13 protein-coding genes and 1 pseudogene are annotated in these 17,863 nt (G+C 64.8%); 6 read left to right on the plus strand and 8 right to left on the minus strand.

Going from position 1 to position 17,863, the window contains the following annotated elements; genetic code table 11:
* Window positions 1–26: 26 nt before the first annotated feature.
* The 3 genes and pseudogenes from LB526_RS00315 to LB526_RS00325 all read left to right on the plus strand — a co-directional run bounded on the left by LB526_RS00315 (window position 27) and on the right by LB526_RS00325 (window position 4,011).
* On the plus strand, window positions 27–1,415 hold the full coding sequence (locus LB526_RS00315; RefSeq protein ID WP_224625602.1) for a PLP-dependent aminotransferase family protein: 1,389 nt from the start codon (window positions 27–29) through the stop codon (window positions 1,413–1,415).
* 4 nt (window positions 1,416–1,419) lie between these two features.
* A complete protein-coding gene (locus tag LB526_RS00320) occupies window positions 1,420–2,667 on the plus strand; it encodes an NAD(P)/FAD-dependent oxidoreductase (protein WP_224544945.1) in 1,248 nt (415 codons plus the stop codon).
* A gap of 139 nt (window positions 2,668–2,806) precedes the next feature.
* Window positions 2,807–4,011, plus strand: a pseudogene (locus LB526_RS00325) (ROK family transcriptional regulator).
* 23 nt (window positions 4,012–4,034) lie between these two features.
* Here the strand turns inward: LB526_RS00325 and LB526_RS00330 are convergent.
* The 3 genes from LB526_RS00330 to LB526_RS00340 form a co-directional block, all read right to left on the minus strand.
* On the minus strand, window positions 4,035–5,327 hold the full coding sequence (locus LB526_RS00330) for a PQQ-dependent sugar dehydrogenase (RefSeq protein WP_411966988.1): 1,293 nt from the start codon (window positions 5,325–5,327) through the stop codon (window positions 4,035–4,037).
* A 40-nt stretch (window positions 5,328–5,367) separates the two neighbouring features.
* Window positions 5,368–5,820, minus strand: coding sequence for a DUF2231 domain-containing protein (locus LB526_RS00335; protein WP_224625604.1), 453 nt, complete (start codon window positions 5,818–5,820; stop codon window positions 5,368–5,370).
* 141 nt (window positions 5,821–5,961) lie between these two features.
* A complete protein-coding gene (locus LB526_RS00340) occupies window positions 5,962–7,338 on the minus strand; it encodes an aspartate aminotransferase family protein (RefSeq protein ID WP_224625919.1) in 1,377 nt (458 codons plus the stop codon).
* A 204-nt stretch (window positions 7,339–7,542) separates the two neighbouring features.
* On the opposite strand from LB526_RS00340, the gene LB526_RS00345 reads away from it, so the two are divergent.
* Complete coding sequence (locus LB526_RS00345) at window positions 7,543–8,655, plus strand: NAD(P)/FAD-dependent oxidoreductase (protein ID WP_224625605.1); 1,113 nt, start codon at window positions 7,543–7,545, stop codon at window positions 8,653–8,655.
* 1 nt (window position 8,656) lies between these two features.
* On the opposite strand, the gene fghA is transcribed toward LB526_RS00345, so the two are convergent.
* Window positions 8,657–9,490 carry an S-formylglutathione hydrolase gene (gene fghA / locus LB526_RS00350; protein WP_224625606.1) on the minus strand — a complete coding sequence of 278 codons (834 nt, stop codon included), beginning with the start codon at window positions 9,488–9,490 and terminating at the stop codon, window positions 8,657–8,659.
* Between the two features lie 275 nt (window positions 9,491–9,765).
* On the opposite strand from fghA, the gene LB526_RS00355 reads away from it, so the two are divergent.
* On the plus strand, window positions 9,766–11,262 hold the full coding sequence (locus LB526_RS00355) for an aldehyde dehydrogenase family protein (protein WP_224625607.1): 1,497 nt from the start codon (window positions 9,766–9,768) through the stop codon (window positions 11,260–11,262).
* A gap of 34 nt (window positions 11,263–11,296) precedes the next feature.
* On the opposite strand, the gene LB526_RS00360 is transcribed toward LB526_RS00355, so the two are convergent.
* The 4 genes from LB526_RS00360 to uxuA all read right to left on the minus strand — a co-directional run bounded on the left by LB526_RS00360 (window position 11,297) and on the right by uxuA (window position 16,262).
* On the minus strand, window positions 11,297–12,358 hold the full coding sequence (locus tag LB526_RS00360) for a maleylacetate reductase (protein WP_224625608.1): 1,062 nt from the start codon (window positions 12,356–12,358) through the stop codon (window positions 11,297–11,299).
* Between the two features lie 273 nt (window positions 12,359–12,631).
* Window positions 12,632–13,624 carry a cell division protein FtsZ gene (gene ftsZ / locus LB526_RS00365; protein WP_224625609.1) on the minus strand — a complete coding sequence of 331 codons (993 nt, stop codon included), beginning with the start codon at window positions 13,622–13,624 and terminating at the stop codon, window positions 12,632–12,634.
* A 220-nt stretch (window positions 13,625–13,844) separates the two neighbouring features.
* Window positions 13,845–14,885, minus strand: coding sequence for a proline racemase family protein (locus tag LB526_RS00370; RefSeq protein ID WP_224625610.1), 1,041 nt, complete (start codon window positions 14,883–14,885; stop codon window positions 13,845–13,847).
* Window positions 14,886–15,077: 192 nt separating this feature from the next.
* Entirely contained in the window at window positions 15,078–16,262 is a 1,185-nt protein-coding gene (gene uxuA / locus LB526_RS00375) for a mannonate dehydratase (protein WP_224625611.1), read from the minus strand.
* Window positions 16,263–16,430: 168 nt separating this feature from the next.
* Here uxuA and LB526_RS00380 point away from each other — a divergent pair, with 168 nt between their 5' ends.
* Window positions 16,431–17,216 carry an SDR family NAD(P)-dependent oxidoreductase gene (locus tag LB526_RS00380; RefSeq protein WP_224609962.1) on the plus strand — a complete coding sequence of 262 codons (786 nt, stop codon included), beginning with the start codon at window positions 16,431–16,433 and terminating at the stop codon, window positions 17,214–17,216.
* Window positions 17,217–17,863: the final 647 nt, after the last annotated feature.

Genomic DNA, 17,863 nt, shown 5'->3' on the forward strand with positions numbered 1-17,863 from the left:
GACGTCAGCCGCAGTTCGAATCCCTCATGCTCGAAAATCTTCGCCTCACCGAGGATGAAAGTCCGGTCTATCGCCGTCTTGCCGAGGCGATCGCCGAACGCATTGCCGCGGGCACGCTTGCCGTCGGCGACCGGCTGCCGCCGCAACGCGAGATCGCCCGTGCATTGGGCATCAATGTCACGACCGTGACGCGGGCACTGTCCACCTTGCAGGAGCAAGGCTTGCTCGAGGCGCGCCCCGGGCGCGGCACCACGGTCGCCGCCCGCGACATTGTCGAACGTCCGGGATTCGTGTCGGCGCCGAGCGACCAGAGCGGCATCGTCGATCTTTCCGTCAACAGGCCGCCCACGTCAGCCTATCTCGACGCCGTCGCGGCGCTGATGCCGCGCCTTTCCAAGGATCGTCACTACGCCTCGCTGCAGGATTATCATCCGCCAGAGGGGCCGCTTTGGGGCCGTGTCGCGGTCGCCGATTGGCTGAAATCGGTCGCCGGCGATGGTGATCCCGGCCGCGTCGTGCTCGCAGCCGGCGCCCAACACGGCCTCGACTGCGTGCTCGGCGCCGTCACCAGGGATGGCGAAGTGATACTTGCCGACGAGGTGACCTATCAGGGTATCAACGCGCTGTGTCGCGTCCATGGTCTCGATCTGCGTGGCGTCGCGATGGATCGCGGCGGCATGCGTCCGGATGCCTTCGAGGCAGCTTGCGTTCAGCTCCGCCCCCGTGCCGTTTTTCTGGTGCCGACACTGCACAATCCAACGACGATCACGCTGAGCGAGGAGCGCCGGCATGAATTGGCGGCCGTCGCACGCCGTCACAACGTGCTGATTATCGAGGACGACGTCTACCGTCCATTGGCCGACGATCCGCCGCCCTCCTTCGCCAGCCTCGAGCCGGAGCTGACGATCCATCTCGGCGCATTGTCGAAATGCCTAGCGCCCGGCCTGCGCCTCGGCTTCGTCATCGCCCCGCGCCCGATCGCCGGCCAGGTCGCCGCGGCGCTCCGCATCAATTGCTGGAGCATCAGCCCGCTCACGGCGTTGATCGGCGCCAGGCTGATCGAGGAAGGGGCTGCCGCCCGCATCATCGACATCCAGAAGCAGGAGTTGCGCCAGCGCCAGGCGATCTTGAGCGAAATCCTCGGCCGTTTCGACGTTCAAAGCAACCCGATCTCGACGCATGCCTGGCTGCGCCTGCCCGAGCCCTGGCGTGGCGCCGGCTTTGCCCGCACCTGCCTGGAGCGCGGCGTCGCCGTGCTGCCGGGCGACGCTTTCGCCGTCGGGCGCGAGCCGGTGCAGCACGGCGTGCGCATCAATGTCGGCGCGGCGCGATCGCAGGAGGACCTGCGTTCGGCGCTGACCATCATGGCCGAGCTGCTCGCCGCTGGCCATCTGCAATTGCCGGGCTTCGTCTGAGGCCATGACCTCCGCGCCGAAATCAGTCGAGATCGCCATCATCGGCGCCGGCGTCGTCGGGCTGGCTACCGCCTTGCGCCTTGCAAGCGAAGGACGCGAGGTCCTGGTCATCGACCCGAACGAGCCCGGCTCGGGCGCTTCGTTCGGCAATGCCGGCACGATCGCCGAATATGCCTGCATGCCGGTCGGTAATCCTGGTGTGCTGCGCGCGCTGCCGAAACTGCTGCTCGATCCCGACAGCCCGTTCTCGCTGCGCTGGGCAGCACTTTTCCAGCTCGCGCCATGGCTGGTTCGCTTTGTTCGCCAATCGCTGCCGGCGGCAACCCGAGCCAATGCGCTGGCGCTAGCCGGCCTGCTCGCCGAAGCCCTGCCGGCCTGGCGCGAAATGGTGCAGGAGGCCGGGCTTCAGGATCTGATGCGCCGAAACGGCTGCCTCTATGTCTACCGCCGCGACAGCGATTTTGCCGCCTCCGAAAGCGGGCGGGCTTTGCGGGCCGAACTCGGCATCCATCAGCAGGCTCTGACCGCCGATGAGGTGGCCGCGCTGGAGCCGCGGCTCGCGGCGTTCGAGGCCAAAGGCCTCTATTTCCCGGATTCGATCAATGTCAGCGATCCCAGGACGGTGATGGCGCGGCTGGCGGCAGCCGCTGCCGCCAAGGGCGCTCAATTCATGCGCGTGAGCGTGACCGGCCTCGCAGCGGGTGCCGGCGGCGTGCGGCTGAGCGGCCCAGGGCTTGTCATCGCGGCGCAAAAAGTGGTGATTGCGGCTGGCGCGCGATCCCGCCCGCTCGCGGCCCAGGCCGGCGACCGCATCCCACTGGACACCGAGCGCGGCTACCATCTGGAGTTTCCGACCACGGCACCTTTGCTCAACCGCCCGGTCTGCCCGGTCGATCTCGGCTTCTATATGACGCCGATGGACGGTAGGCTCCGGGTTGCCGGCACTGTCGAGCTCGGCGGGCTCAATGCGCCGCCCAACCCGCGCCGGCTGGCGCTGCTCGGTCGCGGCGTGCGGCAGTTTTTCCCCGACATCGGCAAGCCTTCGTCGCAATGGCTGGGCTTCAGGCCGTCGCTGCCGGACTCTCGCCCGGTGATCGGACCCTCGACGAAATCGCCTGATGTGATCTATGCCTTCGGCCATGGCCATCTGGGGCTGACGCTGGCCCCGGTGACAGCACGCTGGGTCGCCAGCTTAATCGCCGGCCAATCCCTGCCATCGGCCGCCGATTTTTCCGCGGCGCGTTTCGGCTGAACGGCCGAGCCTGGCAATCGATTCCGAGACGTCGAAATGCGAGCCTGTGGACCGGCCTAAGCTTTCGGCCAGCCGATAATCAAATCAACTTGATTTTCTAAAGTGCCATTCTAGGGTTGCCGCGGCTGGTAACTATCTCATGATCCCCAAGAAAGCCATCTCCGGCACCAACCTCGAGCAGGCGAAATCGCACAACCGGCGTGTGGTGATCGAAGCGATCCGCATCAACGGCGCGCTGTCGCGGGCGGCGATCGCGAGGCTGACGGCGCTGTCGTCGCAGACCATTTCCAACATCGTCGAGGAATTGGAAGCGGCCGGGCTGCTGCAACCTGAAGCAACGCTGAAAGGCGCGCGCGGCCAACCCGCCGTCCCCTACTCGATCAACCCCGATGGCGGTTATTCGATCGGCCTGCAGCTCGACCACCAATTGGCCGTCGGCGTCGTCACCGATCTCTCCGGCACCGTGCGCGCGCGCATCGAGAGAGATGTCGACCGCCCAACCCCCACGCAGGCCATGCCGCTGCTAGCCGCGATCTCGAGCGACCTGATCGCAACCAGCCGGCTGGACCGCACCAGACTGCTCGGCATAGGAATGGCAATGCCCGGGCCGTTCGGCGTCGAAGGCATGACTTCTGTCGGCCGACCGCCCTTCCAGGCTGGCAGGACTTTCCGGTGGCCGAAGAACTGGAGCGCCTGACCGGCATCGCCGTGATCGTCGAGAACGACGCCACAGCGGCGGCAGTAGGCGAGCGGCTTTATGGCGTTGCCCGCAAGCTCGACAGCTTCGTCTATCTCTTCATCGGAACAGGCCTCGGCGCCGGCCTCTTCCTCGACAGCCATCTCTACAAGGGCAGCCGCCACAATGCCGGCGAGATCGGCCACATCATCGTGCGGCCGGGCGGCCTGCCCTGCGACTGCGGCAAGCGCGGCTGCCTGGAGCGCTACATCTCGCTGCGCGCCGCCTATGACAAGCTCGACCTGCCGGATCCGGACCATGCCTCACCCGACCTGCTGGAAGAGCTTCTGGCAAGCGGCGACAGCCGCTTCGAAGCATGGCTCGCCGAGGCGGTCGAGCCGTTGCGGCAGGCGATCGACGTCCTTGAAATGGCGCTCGACCCCGAGACCGTCGTGCTCGGCGGCTTCATGCCGCTGCCGGTGCTCGAGGCACTGGCCGGCCGGCTGGAACCGCTCCATCTCTCGGTGAGCTCGACCAGCGCCCGTACCACGCCGCGCGTCGTGGTCGGCGCCGCGGGAAAGGACACATCCGTCCTCGGCGCAGCGGCCCTGCCGATCTTCTCAGAAACCAACCCGCAATTCGACGTGCTGCAGAAGCCGTTGGGCTGATACGTCGGCGTTGAGCCAAGTTCCTACGAGGAGCCGGGTGCCGCAGCGGTCACCCGCCACACCGTGTTGCCGACATCGTCGGCGATCAGCAGCGCGCCGGACTTATCGACGGCAACACCGACCGGACGGCCCCTCGCCTCGCCCTTGTCGTTGAGGAAGCCGGTGACGACATCCTGCGCCATGCCGTTGGGATGCCCGCCGCTGAACGGCACGAAGACGACCTTGTAGCCGTTGAAGCGGGAGCGGTTCCAGCTGCCATGCTCGCCGACAAAGGCGCCGCCGCGATAGGATTGCGGCAGGTTGTTCGCGGTATAGAAGGCAAGCCCGAGCGGCGCGACATGCGAGCTCAGCGCGTAATCCGGCGGGATGGCCTTCGCCACCATGTCCGGCCGCTGCGGCATCACGCGCGGATCGACATGCTGGCCATAGTAGCTGTAGGGCCAGCCATAGAAGGCGCCGTCCTTCACCGAGGTCATATAGTCCGGCACCAGGTTCGGCCCGAGCTCGTCGCGCTCGTTGACCACCGTCCAAAGCGCCTTGCTTTCAGGTTCGAACGTCAGGCCATTGGGATTGCGCAGCCCGCTGGCGAAAATGCGCGAGCGGCCGGTGGCGCGGTCGACCTCCCAGATCGCAGCGCGGTCCTTCTCGGCCTGGATGCCGTTCTCGGTAATGTTGGAGTTCGAGCCGACGCCGACATAGAGCAGCGAACCGTCTGGGCTCGCCACCAGGCTCTTCGTCCAGTGGTGATCGATCGGCCCGCCCGGCAGTTCCGTCAGCACCTTGCCCGGCGCCGTGATCTTCGTGTCGCCCGGCTGATAGGGATAGCGCATGATGGCATCGGTGTTGGCGACATAGAAGTCGTTGCCGACCAGCGCCACGCCGAAGGGCGCGTTGAGATGGTCGAGGAACACGCCCTGGTAATCCGGCTTGCCGTCGCCATTGGCGTCGCGCAAGATCGTGATGCGGTTGCTCGGGCCGGTGTCGCCGCCGGAGGTGACCCAGCTTTCGACCAGACCCATGACGATGTCCTTCGGCCGCTTGACCGACGCTTCTTTCGGTGCCTTGGACTCCACCACCAGGATGTCGCCATTGGGCAGCATGTAAACCGAACGCGGATGCTGAAGCCCCTTGGCCATCGCCTCGATCTGCAGGCCTTGCGCGACCGTCGGCTTTTCGTCGTTTTTCCAGCCGACCACCGAGGCCAGATGCATCGGCGGGAATAGGTATTGCTTTATCTCCGGCAGTTTCGGATTTGGGCCGATCTGCGCGCTCGGGTCGGTGTTGTCGTCGCTGCAGCCGGCAACGCCCAGGATCATTGCGTAGCAAAGCGCCGCCGTCGTCCATTTGATTGCGCTGTCAAGTCGTCTCATCGGCCACTCCTACATGATGGCGATAGACTAGCGCCCAGCCAAGCCAGCCGGTGAAGATCAGGATGACCACCACCAGCGCCGACAAGATCAGCCCGGTCGGCACGACGGACGTCCAGGCGTCGCGCGTGTGAACGAGCATGTTGAAGAAGGACAGCACGAGCACGACGAGGTTACCTCCCATGTGCAGCCATGCGGTCGGCTGAGCGCGTATCCTGCGGTCCCCAAGAAAGTCGGTAAGTCCTGCAATGGCGGCCAGGATGGCGACAATGACACCCACGGTCAGCAGCCAGGCCGAGAAATTGGCCCAGGTCATTTCCGCTGTCCGCCAGTAGGCAATATCGGTGAACAGGGTCCCGACGAAACAGGCGATCGGGATGGTGACAAGCATGGGATGTATGGGATGGCCGGCAATGCTCGCCGTGGATTGCGGATTTTCCATACGGAAGCTCCTTTCCGCGCTGCAGCTTGGATGTAACAGCGCAAAAAGGCGAATGTTCCGCCGGAATTTCTCGCGCTCACCGGAAGGTGAACGTCGATTGTCAGCCCGCAGGCTACCGCTGGCTAGGCCTTCGCGGCTTGGTCAGCTCCGCGGGTGGAGCTGCGGTATCGCCTCGTCGAGCGAGCGCTCGAACGCATCGACCAAGGCATCGACCTGCGCCTCGGTGATGATCAGCGGCGGACAGAAGGCGATCGCGTCGCCCATATTGCGCGAGATAACGCCGTTCCGCTGCAGCAAGCCATTGACCAGCGCGCCGAGCGCTGCCGGCTTGCCCCAGGGAGCCTTGGTTGCCTTGTCGGCGACGAGCTCGACGGCGGCGATGAGACCGACGCCGCGCACCTCGCCCACCAGCGGATGCGAGGCGAGTTGGCTGAGTCGCGCCTGCAAATGCGCGCCGACCTTGCGCGCATTGCCGACCAGGTCGCGCTCCTCGATTAGCTTGATATTCTCCAGCGCAACGGCGGCTGCGACCGGATGACCGCCGCCGGTGAAGCCGTGGCCGAACGTGCCGATGCGGTCGCTCTCGTCGGCGATCGGCTCGAACACACGATCGTTGATCAGCAGCGCCGAGATCGGCAGGTATGATGACGAGATCTGCTTCGACAGCACCATGATGTCTGGCTTGATGCCGAAGGTCTGCGAGCCGAACATCTCGCCGGTGCGGCCGAAGCCACAGATCACCTCGTCGGCCACCAGCAGGATGTCGTGTTTCGCCAGCACCGCCTGGATCCTCTCCCAATAGCCGGCAGGCGGAACGACGACCCCGCCGGCGCCCATGATCGGTTCGCCGATGAAGGCGGCGATCGTTTCGGGACCCTCGGCAAGGATGAGCTTTTCCAAATCGTCGGCGAGCCGCGCGGAATACTGCTCCTCGCTTTCGCCAGGCTCGGCGTCGCGCCAGTGGTGCGGTGTCGACGTGTGCAGGATATTGGCAATCGGCAGGTCGAAGGAGAGATGGTTGTTGGGCAGGCCGGTCAGGCTTGCCGACGCGATGGTGACGCCATGATAGCCGCGCTTGCGGCTGATGATCTTCTTGCGCGCCGGCTGTCCAAGCGCGTTCGATCGATACCAGATCATCTTGATCGCCGTGTCGTTGGCCTCGGAGCCGGAATTGGTGAAATAGGCCTTGTTCATCGGCACCGGCGCCATCTGCACCAGCTTCTCCGCGAGATCGATCAGCGGCGAATGCGCCTTGGAGCCGAAGTCGTGATAGAAGGGCAGCTTCGACATCTGTTTTGTCGCCGCTTCGACCAGCCGCTTTTCCGAAAAACCGACGGCGACGCTCCACAGGCCCGCCATCGCCTCGATGTAGCGGTTGCCGGCAATGTCCTCGACATAGATGCCGTCGCCCTTTTCGATGATCAGCGGACCGGTTTCCTGATGCTTGCGGGCGTTGGTATAGCCATGCATGTGATAGCGGATGTCGCGGGCTTCAGGCGAATTCGGTGTGGCGTCCATCATGATGGCTCCTGTGTGCAGGCGTCAAAGCGGAAATAGGACCGCTCCTCTGATCGAGAAGTCCGAAGATTCCGCCTTGCATTGTGGCGGTTGATGCCTCATCGCGCTGGCTGATCGCAAGAGCCGCGACGTCGGGATCGATAGCGCCAACAAGCTTCGGCCTGTCTCGGCAATGATATAAGTGACGCGCAGCAGGATCAGGACGTGGAGCAGGTCGATTGCATCATCGCGGGCGCCGGCGTGATCGGTCTGGCGATTGCGCGCAAATTGGCGGCGCTTGGCCTCGAAACCCTGATCGTCGAAGCGGCGGACGCCATCGGCACCGAAACGAGTTCGCGCAACTCCGAAGTCATCCACGCCGGCATCTATTACCCGCAGGGTTCGCTGAAAGCCCGGCTCTGCGTCGCCGGACGCGATATGCTCTATCGCTACTGCGCCGGCCATTCGGTCCCTCATCGCCGCTGCGGCAAGCTGATTGTTGCGACCGACGAGACGCAGGAACCGGTGCTGGCCGCCATTCGCGCCAACGCCAACACCTGCGGTGTCGATGACCTGCGCTTCCTGACCGCTGAGGAGGCGCAAGCGCTGGAGCCGGCGCTGCGTTGCACCGCGGCGCTGCTCTCGCCCTCGACCGGCATTGTCGACAGTCACGGGCTGATGCTTGCCCTGCTCGGCGATGCCGAGGGGAGCGGCGCAATGCTCTCGCTCAACACCCGCGTCGTCTCGGGCCGCGCCGAGGCCGGCCGCATCGTTCTGCGGACGATGGATTCCGCGAGCGGCGCAGAGTTCGAGGTCGCCGCACCGCGCTTCATCAACGCGGCCGGTCTCGGCGCGGTCGCGCTTGCCGGCTCGATCGAAGGCTTCGGCCGGCAATTCCTGCCGGCGCTTCGCTACGCCAAAGGCAATTATTTCTCGATTGCCGGGCGGGCGCCGTTTTCACATCTGGTCTATCCCGTGCCCGAGCCTGGCGGCCTCGGCGTCCATCTGACCCTCGACCTTGCAGGCACCGCCCGTTTCGGGCCTGATGTCGAGTGGACGGACACGGTCGACTATCGCGTCGATCCAGCGCGCGGCGAGCGCTTCTATGCCCAAATCCGCAAATACTGGCCCGATCTGGCCGACGACAGCCTGCAGGCAGCCTATAGCGGCATCCGGCCGAAATTGTCAGGGCCGGGCGACGCCAACAGCGACTTCATGATCCAGGGTGCCGCGACGCATGGCGTCGACGGCTTGATCAACCTCTTCGGCATCGAAAGTCCCGGCCTGACCTCCAGCCTGGCGATCGCCGACCATGTGGTGCGCATCGTCGCGTCGTAGATCACGCAAGCCGCGCGGCATGCCACTTCAGATGATCGTCCATGAAGGTCGAGATGAAGTTGTAGGAATGGTCGTAGCCTTGCTGCATGCGCAGGGTGAGGTCGATCCCTGCCTTCTTGCAGGAGTCTTCGAGCAGCCATGGGCGGAGGCCATCCTGCAGGAAGCCGTCCGCCGTACCCTGGTCCACCAGGAATTCCGGATATCGCTTGCCGTCCTCGATCAACAGTGTCGCGTCATAGGCGCGCCAGGTCTTTTCGTCCGCTCCGAGATATTTTTCGAAAGCCGGCCGCGACCACCCGGCCGTCGACGGCTGCACGATCGGCGCGAAGGCCGAGCAGCTCCGGTAGCGCTGCGGATTCTTGAGCGCGATCGTCAGCGCGCCATGTCCGCCCATCGAATGGCCGAAGATGGCCTGGCGTGACATGTCGGCGGGGAAGTTAGCGGCGACGAGCGCCGGCAATTCCTCGGCGATATAGGAATACATCCGGTAGTTCTTCGCATAGGGCTCTTGCGTCGCGTCGAGATAGAAGCCGGCGCCGCAGCCGAACTGCCAATTGTCCTTTTCGTCCGGAACGTCGGGTCCGCGCGGGCTGGTGTCGGGACACACGACGACCAGCCCGAGCTCGGACGCCATCTGCCGGTACTCGCCCTTGTCCATGACATTTGCGTGCGTGCAGGTGAGGCCCGACAGGTACCACAGGACCGGGAGCCGCCCGTCCTTGGCTTGCGGCGGTACGAATACCGCAAAGGTCATGTCGCAGGCGCAGCCTTCGGAAGCGTGCGAATAGACGCCCTGGATTCCGCCATGCGATTTGGAGATGGAAACGACCTTCATCAGCCCTGCCTCTCGCGGGAAAATCTCAATCCGGCATAACCGCCGGCCGGAGCCTGCGCAACCGCACGCTTCGCAAAACGGTCGGGCGATGGAACAGCCCGGCGCTCGTTAGCCCCGCCGGAGCAACAGCGGCCTGTGCCGCCGCCCATCGATGCATCGCCGAGGGGAAGACGCGCGTTGCACGTCCGATTTTCCGAACGCCCTTTTGGCTTTCCTTGTTTGAGGTCGCCGGCCGCGGGAGTAATAGTCGCGTCGGAATTCATGAGGAGGAGACAATGACGCTGAACTTCGACCCGAGGGCGAAGGCCACCATGCTCTACCATGGCGAATTCCGGCCGATGTTCATCGGCGGCAAGTGGGTCGCGGCGCAATCCGGCCAGCAGATGCAGGCGCTGAACCCGGCAACCGGCGAAGTGCTGGCGACGGTGCCGCGCGGCGGAGCGGCGGATATCGACGCTGCGGTGGCCGCGGCGCGCGCGGCCTTCGAGGGCCCGTGGTCGAAATTCTCGCCCTACGAGCGGCAATGCGTGCTGCTCAGGATCGCCGACCTGTTCGAGAAGCATTGGGAAGAGCTCAGCGTCTCCGACACGCTCGACATGGGGTTGCCGATCACCCGCACGCTGGCCAACCGGCGCCGGGTCATCGGCATGCTGCGCTTCTATGGCGGCATGGCGACCGCGCTGCACGGCGAGACGATCGACAATTCCATCCCCGGCGAGATCGTCACCTTCACCCGGCGCGAGCCGGTCGGCGTCGTCGGCGCGATCATTCCCTGGAATGCGCCCACTGCCGCCTCGATCTGGAAGATCGCGCCGGCTCTGGCAACCGGCTGCACCGTCGTGCTGAAGCCGTCGGAGGAAGCACCGCTGACGCCGCTCTTGATCGCGAGGCTGATGCAGGAGGCCAGCCTCCCCGACGGCGTCGTCAACATCGTCACCGGGACCGGCGCCGAGGCCGGCGCGCGGCTTGCCGAGCACCCGGACGTCAACAAGATCGTCTTCACCGGCTCGACGCTCACCGGCCAGGCGATCGCGCGCGCCGGCGTCGCCAACCTCAAGCGCGTTTCGCTTGAGCTCGGCGGCAAGTCGCCGATCATCGTCTGCCGCGACGCCGATATCGACAAGGCCGTGCCGGTCGCGGCGATGGCGGTGTTCGTGCATTCGGGCCAGATCTGCATTGCCGGCTCGCGCCTGTTCGTGGCGCGCGAGATCCATGACGAGTTCGTGCGCCGGGTCGCCGAGTTCGCCGGCAAGCTTCGCATTGGCCACGGCATCGAGGCGGAGACGGAAATCGGGCCGCTGATCAATGCCAGGCAGGCCGGCAAGGTGGAGAGCTACATCAAGGCGGGCAGCGACGAAGGCGCCAAACTGGTCACCGGCGGCTCGCGGCTGACGGGCGAGCTCTATGACGGCGGCAACTTCATCGCCCCGACCGTCTTCGGCGCGGTGTCGGACAAGATGACGATCGCGCGCGAAGAAATTTTCGGGCCGGTCATCTCCGCGATGCCCTTCGACACGCTGGACGAGGTTGTCGCGCGCGCCAACGCAACGCCTTACGGCCTCGCGGCCGGCATCTTCACCACCAATCTCGGCGCCGCGCACAAGCTCGCACGTCGCGTCAAGGCCGGCTCGGTCTGGGTCAACATGTATCATGCCATCGACCCGGCCGTGCCGTTCGGCGGTATGAAGATGTCCGGCTACGGCCGCGAAGGCGGCATCGAGCATCTGCACGAATACCTTGAGACGAAGGCGGTCTGGATCCAGACCGACTGATATTCAGGTGCGGCCGCCTGGGACGCTCGGTTTCTCAGGCCCGCGGCGGCTCGCCGGCATAGGCGCGCGCGATGAGAGCCCGGATCGGTTCCCGCTCCAGCGCCCGCGGATTCCAGTACGGATTGGCCAGCGCGCGGTCCGCCGCGATGTCGATCCCGTCCGGCGGCATGCCTATCTCAGATAGAGCGCGTTTGGCGCCGATCCGGCCGGCGAGATCGTAGAGAGCCATGGCAGGATCGTCCGCCTTCAGCACGGTCCGCAGGGTTTCCATGACGGCCGGAATGGCGGGGGCGTTATAGGCCAGCGCATGCGGCAGCACGATCGTATGGGTCTCCGCGTGCGGCAGATCGAAACTGCCGCCGAGCGTGTGGCAGAGCTTGTGGTGCAGCGCCATGCCGACCGAGCCGAGGCAGATGCCGCAGAGCCAGGCGCCGTAAAGCGCCTCGGAGCGAGCGTCGCGGTCATGCGGGCTCCCGGCGATGACCGGCAAGGCGCGCACCAACGCGCCAATGGCCTCAACGGCCATCAGATTTATCACCGGGTTGCTTTCCCTGGCATAGAGCGCCTCGACCGCATGGGCGATGGCATTCATGCCGCTCGTTCCCGACAAGGAAGCAGGAAGCGTCATCGTCAGGTCGACGTCGTAGATCACCACTTCCGGCAGCACCTTCGGGCTCGACTGGGTGACCTTCACGCCATCCTTCGTCTCGCCGAGGATCGGCGTCATTTCCGAGCCGGCATAGGTCGTCGGCATCAGGATCTGCGGCAGGTCTGTGCGCAAGGCGATCGCCTTTGCGAGGCCCGTCGTGGAGCCGCCGCCCACCGCAACCAGGCCGTCGGCCTGGAGTTTCGCCACGACACGCAGCGCGTCCTCGGTCACCGATACCGGCGTATGCATCGTCGCCTTGGCATAGACGCCGGCAGCGGTGCCGCCCAGCGATCCGGCAAGACGCCGGACATCAGCCTCGCGCGGCGGCGTTGCCAGCACGAGCACGCGTTTCAGCCCCAGCCGGTCGATCTCTTCCGGCAATCTTGCGATGGTGCCAGATCCGAAGACGACGCGTGCCGGCTGGCCGTTATAGACGAAGCTTTTCATCGAGCCTCTCCTCCGTCAGCCGCGATTCTCGACGCGCAGCAGGAAGGGATTGATGCCGACGCTTTGCCAGACATTGGCGGCATTGGACGGATCGGTCAATTAGTGTCCAATATGGACAAACACTAGCCGGATGCCGTCGTGACGGCTTGCGACGAAGAGGCGCGCGCTGACCGGCAGCATGCGCGGTCCGGGATTGTTCGCGGCCGGAAGCGGATATTGACCGATTGCGTCGTGCCGTCGGGAAACAAGCGCCGCCGCGAGATCGCCGTGAGATCAGGCGATCCGCTGCTCGAACTGCGCGATGTCCGCGCTCTTGCGCAGACCGGTCGCGACGACGGACACGCGGAACTTTCCCGCCAATGCGTGGTCGAAGATGGCGCCGACGATGATGTCGGCATCGGCGTCGACTTCTTCCCTTATCCGTGTCGCGGCTTCGTCGACCTCGAACAGCGTCATGTCCATGCCGCCGCAGATTGATACCAGCAGCCCCCTGGCGCCGGACATGGAGGCTTCATCGAGCAGCGGATTGGCGATCGCCGCCTCGGCCGCGATCTTGGCGCGCCCCTCCCCGGAGGCCTCGCCGGTTCCCATCATCGCCCGGCCCATGTCGCGCATCACCGACTTCACGTCGGCGAAATCGAGATTGATCAGGCCTTCCTTGACGATGAGGTCCGTGATGCAGCCGACACCCGCATAGAGAACGCGGTCCGCCATGGCGAAGGCGTCGGCGAATGTTGTCCTGGCGTCGGCGACCCTGAAGAGGTTCTGATTTGGAATGACGATCACCGTGTCGGCGCTCTCGCGCAGCCGTTCTATGCCTTCCTCGGCCGCCTGGGTCCTGCGCTTGCCTTCGAACACGAAAGGCTTGGTGACCACGGCCACCGTCAAAATGCCGGCATCGCGCGCCGCACGCGCAATCACGGGCGCCGCACCTGTCCCGGTGCCGCCTCCCATGCCGGCGGTGATGAAGCACATATGCGTTCCCGCCAGATGATCCATGATCTCGTCGATGGATTCCTCCGCTGCGGCACTGCCGACCTGGGGCAGCGATCCGGCGCCGAGGCCCTCGGTCACATGCGTCCCCAGCTGGATCAGCCGCGACGACTTCGACATGGTGAGCGCCTGCGCGTCGGTGTTGGCGACGACGAACTCGACGCCCTGCAGCCCTTCGGCGATCATGTTGTTGACGGCGTTGCCGCCGGCGCCGCCGACCCCGACAACGGTGATCTTGGGCCTCATCTCCAGGATTTCCGGCTTGGCGGTCATGTTCTCATCTTTCTACCGTAGGCACCTGCTGCTCCGCCGCACGATCACGCGGAACCGGAACAACAAGCACACGAATCAGGCGATCCCCACCAACCGCAGGGAATCAGAGCAGGCGCCTCCCTGCAAGGTCCGCTGACATTCTGCAAGCGCAAACGCCGGCAAGGAGCTGGAAAGCGTCTGGACGCTCGTATGATCCGAGCCGGCGTCGTTGCAGGAAATTCTATTGCGTCACCGAAGTCGAGGTGCCCCAGGTGTCCGACAGCACGTAGCCTTGCGGGTATGGATCCGTCGGATCGAGGTAATAATTGTGCTCTCCTGTGATCCAGGCTCTGCCGGTTATCTGCGGCACGATCGCCTTGCGCCCGGCGACTTCGGTGAGTTCGAGGATCTTGCCGGTGAAGCGCGAGCCGATGATCGATTCATGGATCAGCACCTCGCCTTCCTTCATCTGGCCCCGCGCCTGCAGCACAGCCATGCGGGCCGAGGTGCCGGTTCCCGTCGGGCTGCGGTCCGAGCGACCTGGCGAGACGATGCAGGTGTTGCGCGTGACGTTGCCCGGCCCTTGGAACGGCATGGCGAATTGCACGATGGACACGCCGCGCACATTGTCGAACTGCGGATGCACGACATCGAGCTGCTCGCGCGCCGCGCGGCGGACTTTCTCGCCGACCACGGCCAAGTCGCGAGCCTCGTCGGGCGCGACCGAGAAGCCGAGCGCGGGCGCATCGACAATCGCGTAGAACATGCCGCCATAGGCGATATCGGCCTTGATCGTGCCGAGCCCTTCCACCTCGATATCGGCATCGAGGCGCTCGGCGAAGGCTGGCGCGTTGCGGAAGGTGATCGACAGACATTTGCCGTCGCTGCATTCGGCGCGCACCTCGATGACGCCGCCGGGCATATCGAGCTTGAACCGCGTCTCCGGCTCCTGGATCGGCACCATGCCGGTCTCGAGCAGCACGGTGGCGACGCAGATCGTGTTGGAGCCGGACATCGGCGGATATTCGGTCGGCTCCATGATGATGGCGCCTGCGGCGCAATCCTCGCGCGTCGAGGGCAACAGCAGATTGACGTGACGGGCAACGCTGCCGCGCGGCTCGCAGATCAACATGCGCCTTATATGGTCGTGATCGCGTTCCATCGTGATCATCTTTTCCATCATCGTGCGGCCTGCCGGCGGCAGCACGCCGCCCACGATGACATCGCCGATCTCGCCCTCGGCATGGCAGCCGACGACGCGGATGCTGGTTTTGGTGCGCATTGCTTTCTCCCCGTCGGCCGTGACTATCGGCCTGTTTCATGTTCCGGCGGATCGGCCCCGCAACCCCGACCTGACACACCCGCTTGAGCCTGCCTGCCGATGGCGGCCCGAAGGATACCATCGCCCATCGGCGGCGCCACTATGTCCTTACGGATTTCAAGGGCCGGGTGCGAAGCCGAGCCCGTTTGGAAATCAAGCCAGCCCGAACCGCTCGACGGCGCGCATGATGCCGCGCAATTCGGCGAGGCCCTTGAGCCGGCCGATCAGCGAATAGCCCGGATTGATCCTTGTCTTGCCGATGTCGTCCGCGAGCAGATGCCCATGATCGGGCCGCATCGGAATACGCCAATCGGCGCGGCCTTCCTTGCGGCGGCGCGCCTCCTCCTGCATCAGCGCGAGGATGACATGCGCCATGTCGGTGCCGCCTTCGAGATGCTCGGCCTCATAAAAGGAGCCGTCATCCTCGATGGTGACGTTGCGCAAATGGACGAAATGGATGCGCTCGGCGAACTCCTTGACCATGGCGACAATGTCGTTGTCGGCGCGCGTGCCGTAGGAGCCGGTGCAGAACGTCAACCCGTTGGCCGGGCTGTCGACGGTATCGAGGATGAAGCGCGCATCCTCGGCGGTCGAGACGATGCGCGGCAGGCCGTAGAGCGAGAATGGCGGATCGTCGGGATGGATGCACATGCGCACCCCCTCCTCCTCGGCCACCGGAATGATCTCGCGCAGGAACCAAGCGAGATTGTCGCGCAATTCCTTCGGTCCGATTGCATCATAGTCAGCCAGGGCCTCGCGAAAGCTGTCGCGGTTATAGGCGCGCTCGGTGGCGGGCAGGCCGGCGATGAGATTGCGCTCGATCCTGTCGATCTTCTCGTCGCCGAGCTCCTTCAGCCGCGCTTCCGCCTCGGCGATGCGGGCAGGCGTGTAGCCGGCCTCGGCATTCCGGCGCTTCAGCACGAACAGATCGTAGGCCGCGAAATCGATCGCATCGAAGCGCAGCGCGTAACCCGTCGTCGGCAGGCGGTAGGCCAGATCCGTCCGCGTCCAGTCGACCACCGGCATGAAATTGTAGCAGATCGTCGCGATACCGGCCTTCGCCAGGGCGCGGATCGTGTCCTTGTAGAAACCGACATAGCGGAGCCGCTCCGGCGAACCGATCTTGATCGAGTTGTGGACCGGAATGCTCTCGACCACCGACCACGTCAGCCCCGCCGCCTCGATGATGCGCTTGCGCTCGAGGATGTTTTCCAGCGGCCAGACACGCCCGTCATAGATGTCGTGCAGGGCCGAGACCACGCCTGTCGCACCCGCCTGCTTGACATGATCGAGTGTTACCGGATCGTCCGGGCCATACCAGCGCCAGCACTGTTCCATTGCCGCTTTCCTCCGCGAGGTGGGCAACTTATTGTTGGACGATAACGAGAGTCAAATAGGCCCGCGACAGGCTGGCTTACGCTTATCTGATGAGCCGCCATCTCGATCTCGCCCTGCGTTTCCTGCCGAAAGAACCGGCTTCCGAGACGTGACCAAAGGAGTTCAGCAATGAAGGATTTTGACGGCAAGGTCGCGCTGGTGACCGGAACGACCGGGATCGGTCTCGCAACTGCCAGGCGCCTCGCCGCCGGGGGCGCTGCGATCGTCGCCTGCGGCATCGACCGTTCGGCCAATGCCGCGATGCGAGCGCAGTTGGAAAGCTCCGGGGCCGGCGCGCTGGTCGTGGACACCGACGTCTCCGTGCCGGACCAGGTCCGCGGGGCCATCGCGGCCGGCGTCGAGCGTTTCGGCGGCCTCGACGTGATCGTCAATTCGGCGGCGGTCCATCCCTATGGAACCGCGACGACGACCGACTGGGAAACCTGGAACAAGGCGATGACGGTCAATGTCGGCTCGATCTATCTGACTGCCCATTTCGGCATTCCGGAAATGATCAAGCGCGGCGGCGGCGCCATCGTCAATGTCGCTTCGGTGCAGGGTTTCGCCTGCCAGCAGAACGTCGCCGCCTATGCCACCACCAAGGGCGCCATCCACACGCTGACGCGTTCGCTGGCGCTCGACTATGCGGCAGCCGGCATCCGGGTCAATTCGGTCAGCCCCGGCTCGATCCGCACGCCGATTCTTGAGAAGGCCGCGCGCGGCGACAACGGCAGCGATGCCGACGTCGAGGAAGCCTACAGGCGCTTCGGCGCGGCCCATCCGCTCGGCCGCATCGGCGAGCCCGAGGAAGTGGCGGAGCTGATCGCCTTTTTGTGCTCTTCCAAGGCCGGCTTTTGCACCGGCGCGGACTACAAGATAGATGGCGGCCTGACCGCCGGCATCGGCGTGAAGTGACCATGAAGATCGATCTTGGCCTTTACCGGGAGTCGCGCCAAAGAGGAGCGTTCCCGGCTCTATGCGCACGTCGCCGATCTAGTCGACGACCTTGCCACGCCGTGGCGCGTCAGCGCTGCTGTTGCTGCACCCCGACTGTCGGATCAGGCCACGAGTCGGCGCTGCCGACCGACACCAACCGCCTTCACCCGCTGGCTCCGGCTGGCGGTGGTCCGTCTGTCAGATGCCTGTGGGTCTCGAAAATGCGTAACTTTTCAGGATATCCTAGCCGCAGCGTCGTGTTGCAGCGGGGGCATCTGAAAGTGGCAATGACCTTGAACCATGAGCCCTTGCGGATGATTGGATGCTCGCATCTTGGACAATCAAATCTGAGATATTCGTGATTTAAGCTCTCTGGGATCGGCAATCAAAACACCCCCGTTTGATGCGGATCCCCCATCGCAGGTGATAGTGGGCATCCACGAACTGGCAATGAAGAGACTATGCTCGCCAGCACCCACCAATGGACTTCTCTGGAAGATGTTTCGTGGCCGGGACCTATGAGTTGCCGGGTAGGACGTTGGTCTCACGCAGGGTCCGACTGACGGACAAGCACAGCTGTTCGCGCAACAGCGCAGGCTCTCCCTCGTTGCCAAATCGCCTGCCGC

It is taken from the genome of Mesorhizobium sp. CA6 (assembly GCF_020165035.1).
Classification (GTDB): Bacteria; Pseudomonadota; Alphaproteobacteria; order Rhizobiales; family Rhizobiaceae; genus Mesorhizobium.

Excerpts from the sequence above, each read along its gene's own strand:
- ftsZ (WP_224625609.1), bottom strand. The coding sequence starts at position 13,624 with ATGACCGCCAAGCCGGAAATCCTGGAGATGAGGCCCAAGATCACCGTT.
- LB526_RS00370 (WP_224625610.1), bottom strand. The coding sequence starts at position 14,885 with ATGCGCACCAAAACCAGCATCCGCGTCGTCGGCTGCCATGCCGAGGGC.
- LB526_RS00360 (WP_224625608.1), bottom strand. The coding sequence starts at position 12,358 with ATGAAAAGCTTCGTCTATAACGGCCAGCCGGCACGCGTCGTCTTCGGA.
- LB526_RS00335 (WP_224625604.1), bottom strand. The coding sequence starts at position 5,820 with ATGGAAAATCCGCAATCCACGGCGAGCATTGCCGGCCATCCCATACAT.
- LB526_RS00355 (WP_224625607.1), top strand. The coding sequence starts at position 9,766 with ATGACGCTGAACTTCGACCCGAGGGCGAAGGCCACCATGCTCTACCAT.
- LB526_RS00315 (WP_224625602.1), top strand. The coding sequence starts at position 27 with ATGCTCGAAAATCTTCGCCTCACCGAGGATGAAAGTCCGGTCTATCGC.
- LB526_RS00330 (WP_411966988.1), bottom strand. The coding sequence starts at position 5,327 with ATGATCCTGGGCGTTGCCGGCTGCAGCGACGACAACACCGACCCGAGC.
- LB526_RS00380 (WP_224609962.1), top strand. The coding sequence starts at position 16,431 with ATGAAGGATTTTGACGGCAAGGTCGCGCTGGTGACCGGAACGACCGGG.
- uxuA (WP_224625611.1), bottom strand. The coding sequence starts at position 16,262 with ATGGAACAGTGCTGGCGCTGGTATGGCCCGGACGATCCGGTAACACTC.
- LB526_RS00320 (WP_224544945.1), top strand. The coding sequence starts at position 1,420 with ATGACCTCCGCGCCGAAATCAGTCGAGATCGCCATCATCGGCGCCGGC.
- fghA (WP_224625606.1), bottom strand. The coding sequence starts at position 9,490 with ATGAAGGTCGTTTCCATCTCCAAATCGCATGGCGGAATCCAGGGCGTC.
- LB526_RS00340 (WP_224625919.1), bottom strand. The coding sequence starts at position 7,338 with ATGGACGCCACACCGAATTCGCCTGAAGCCCGCGACATCCGCTATCAC.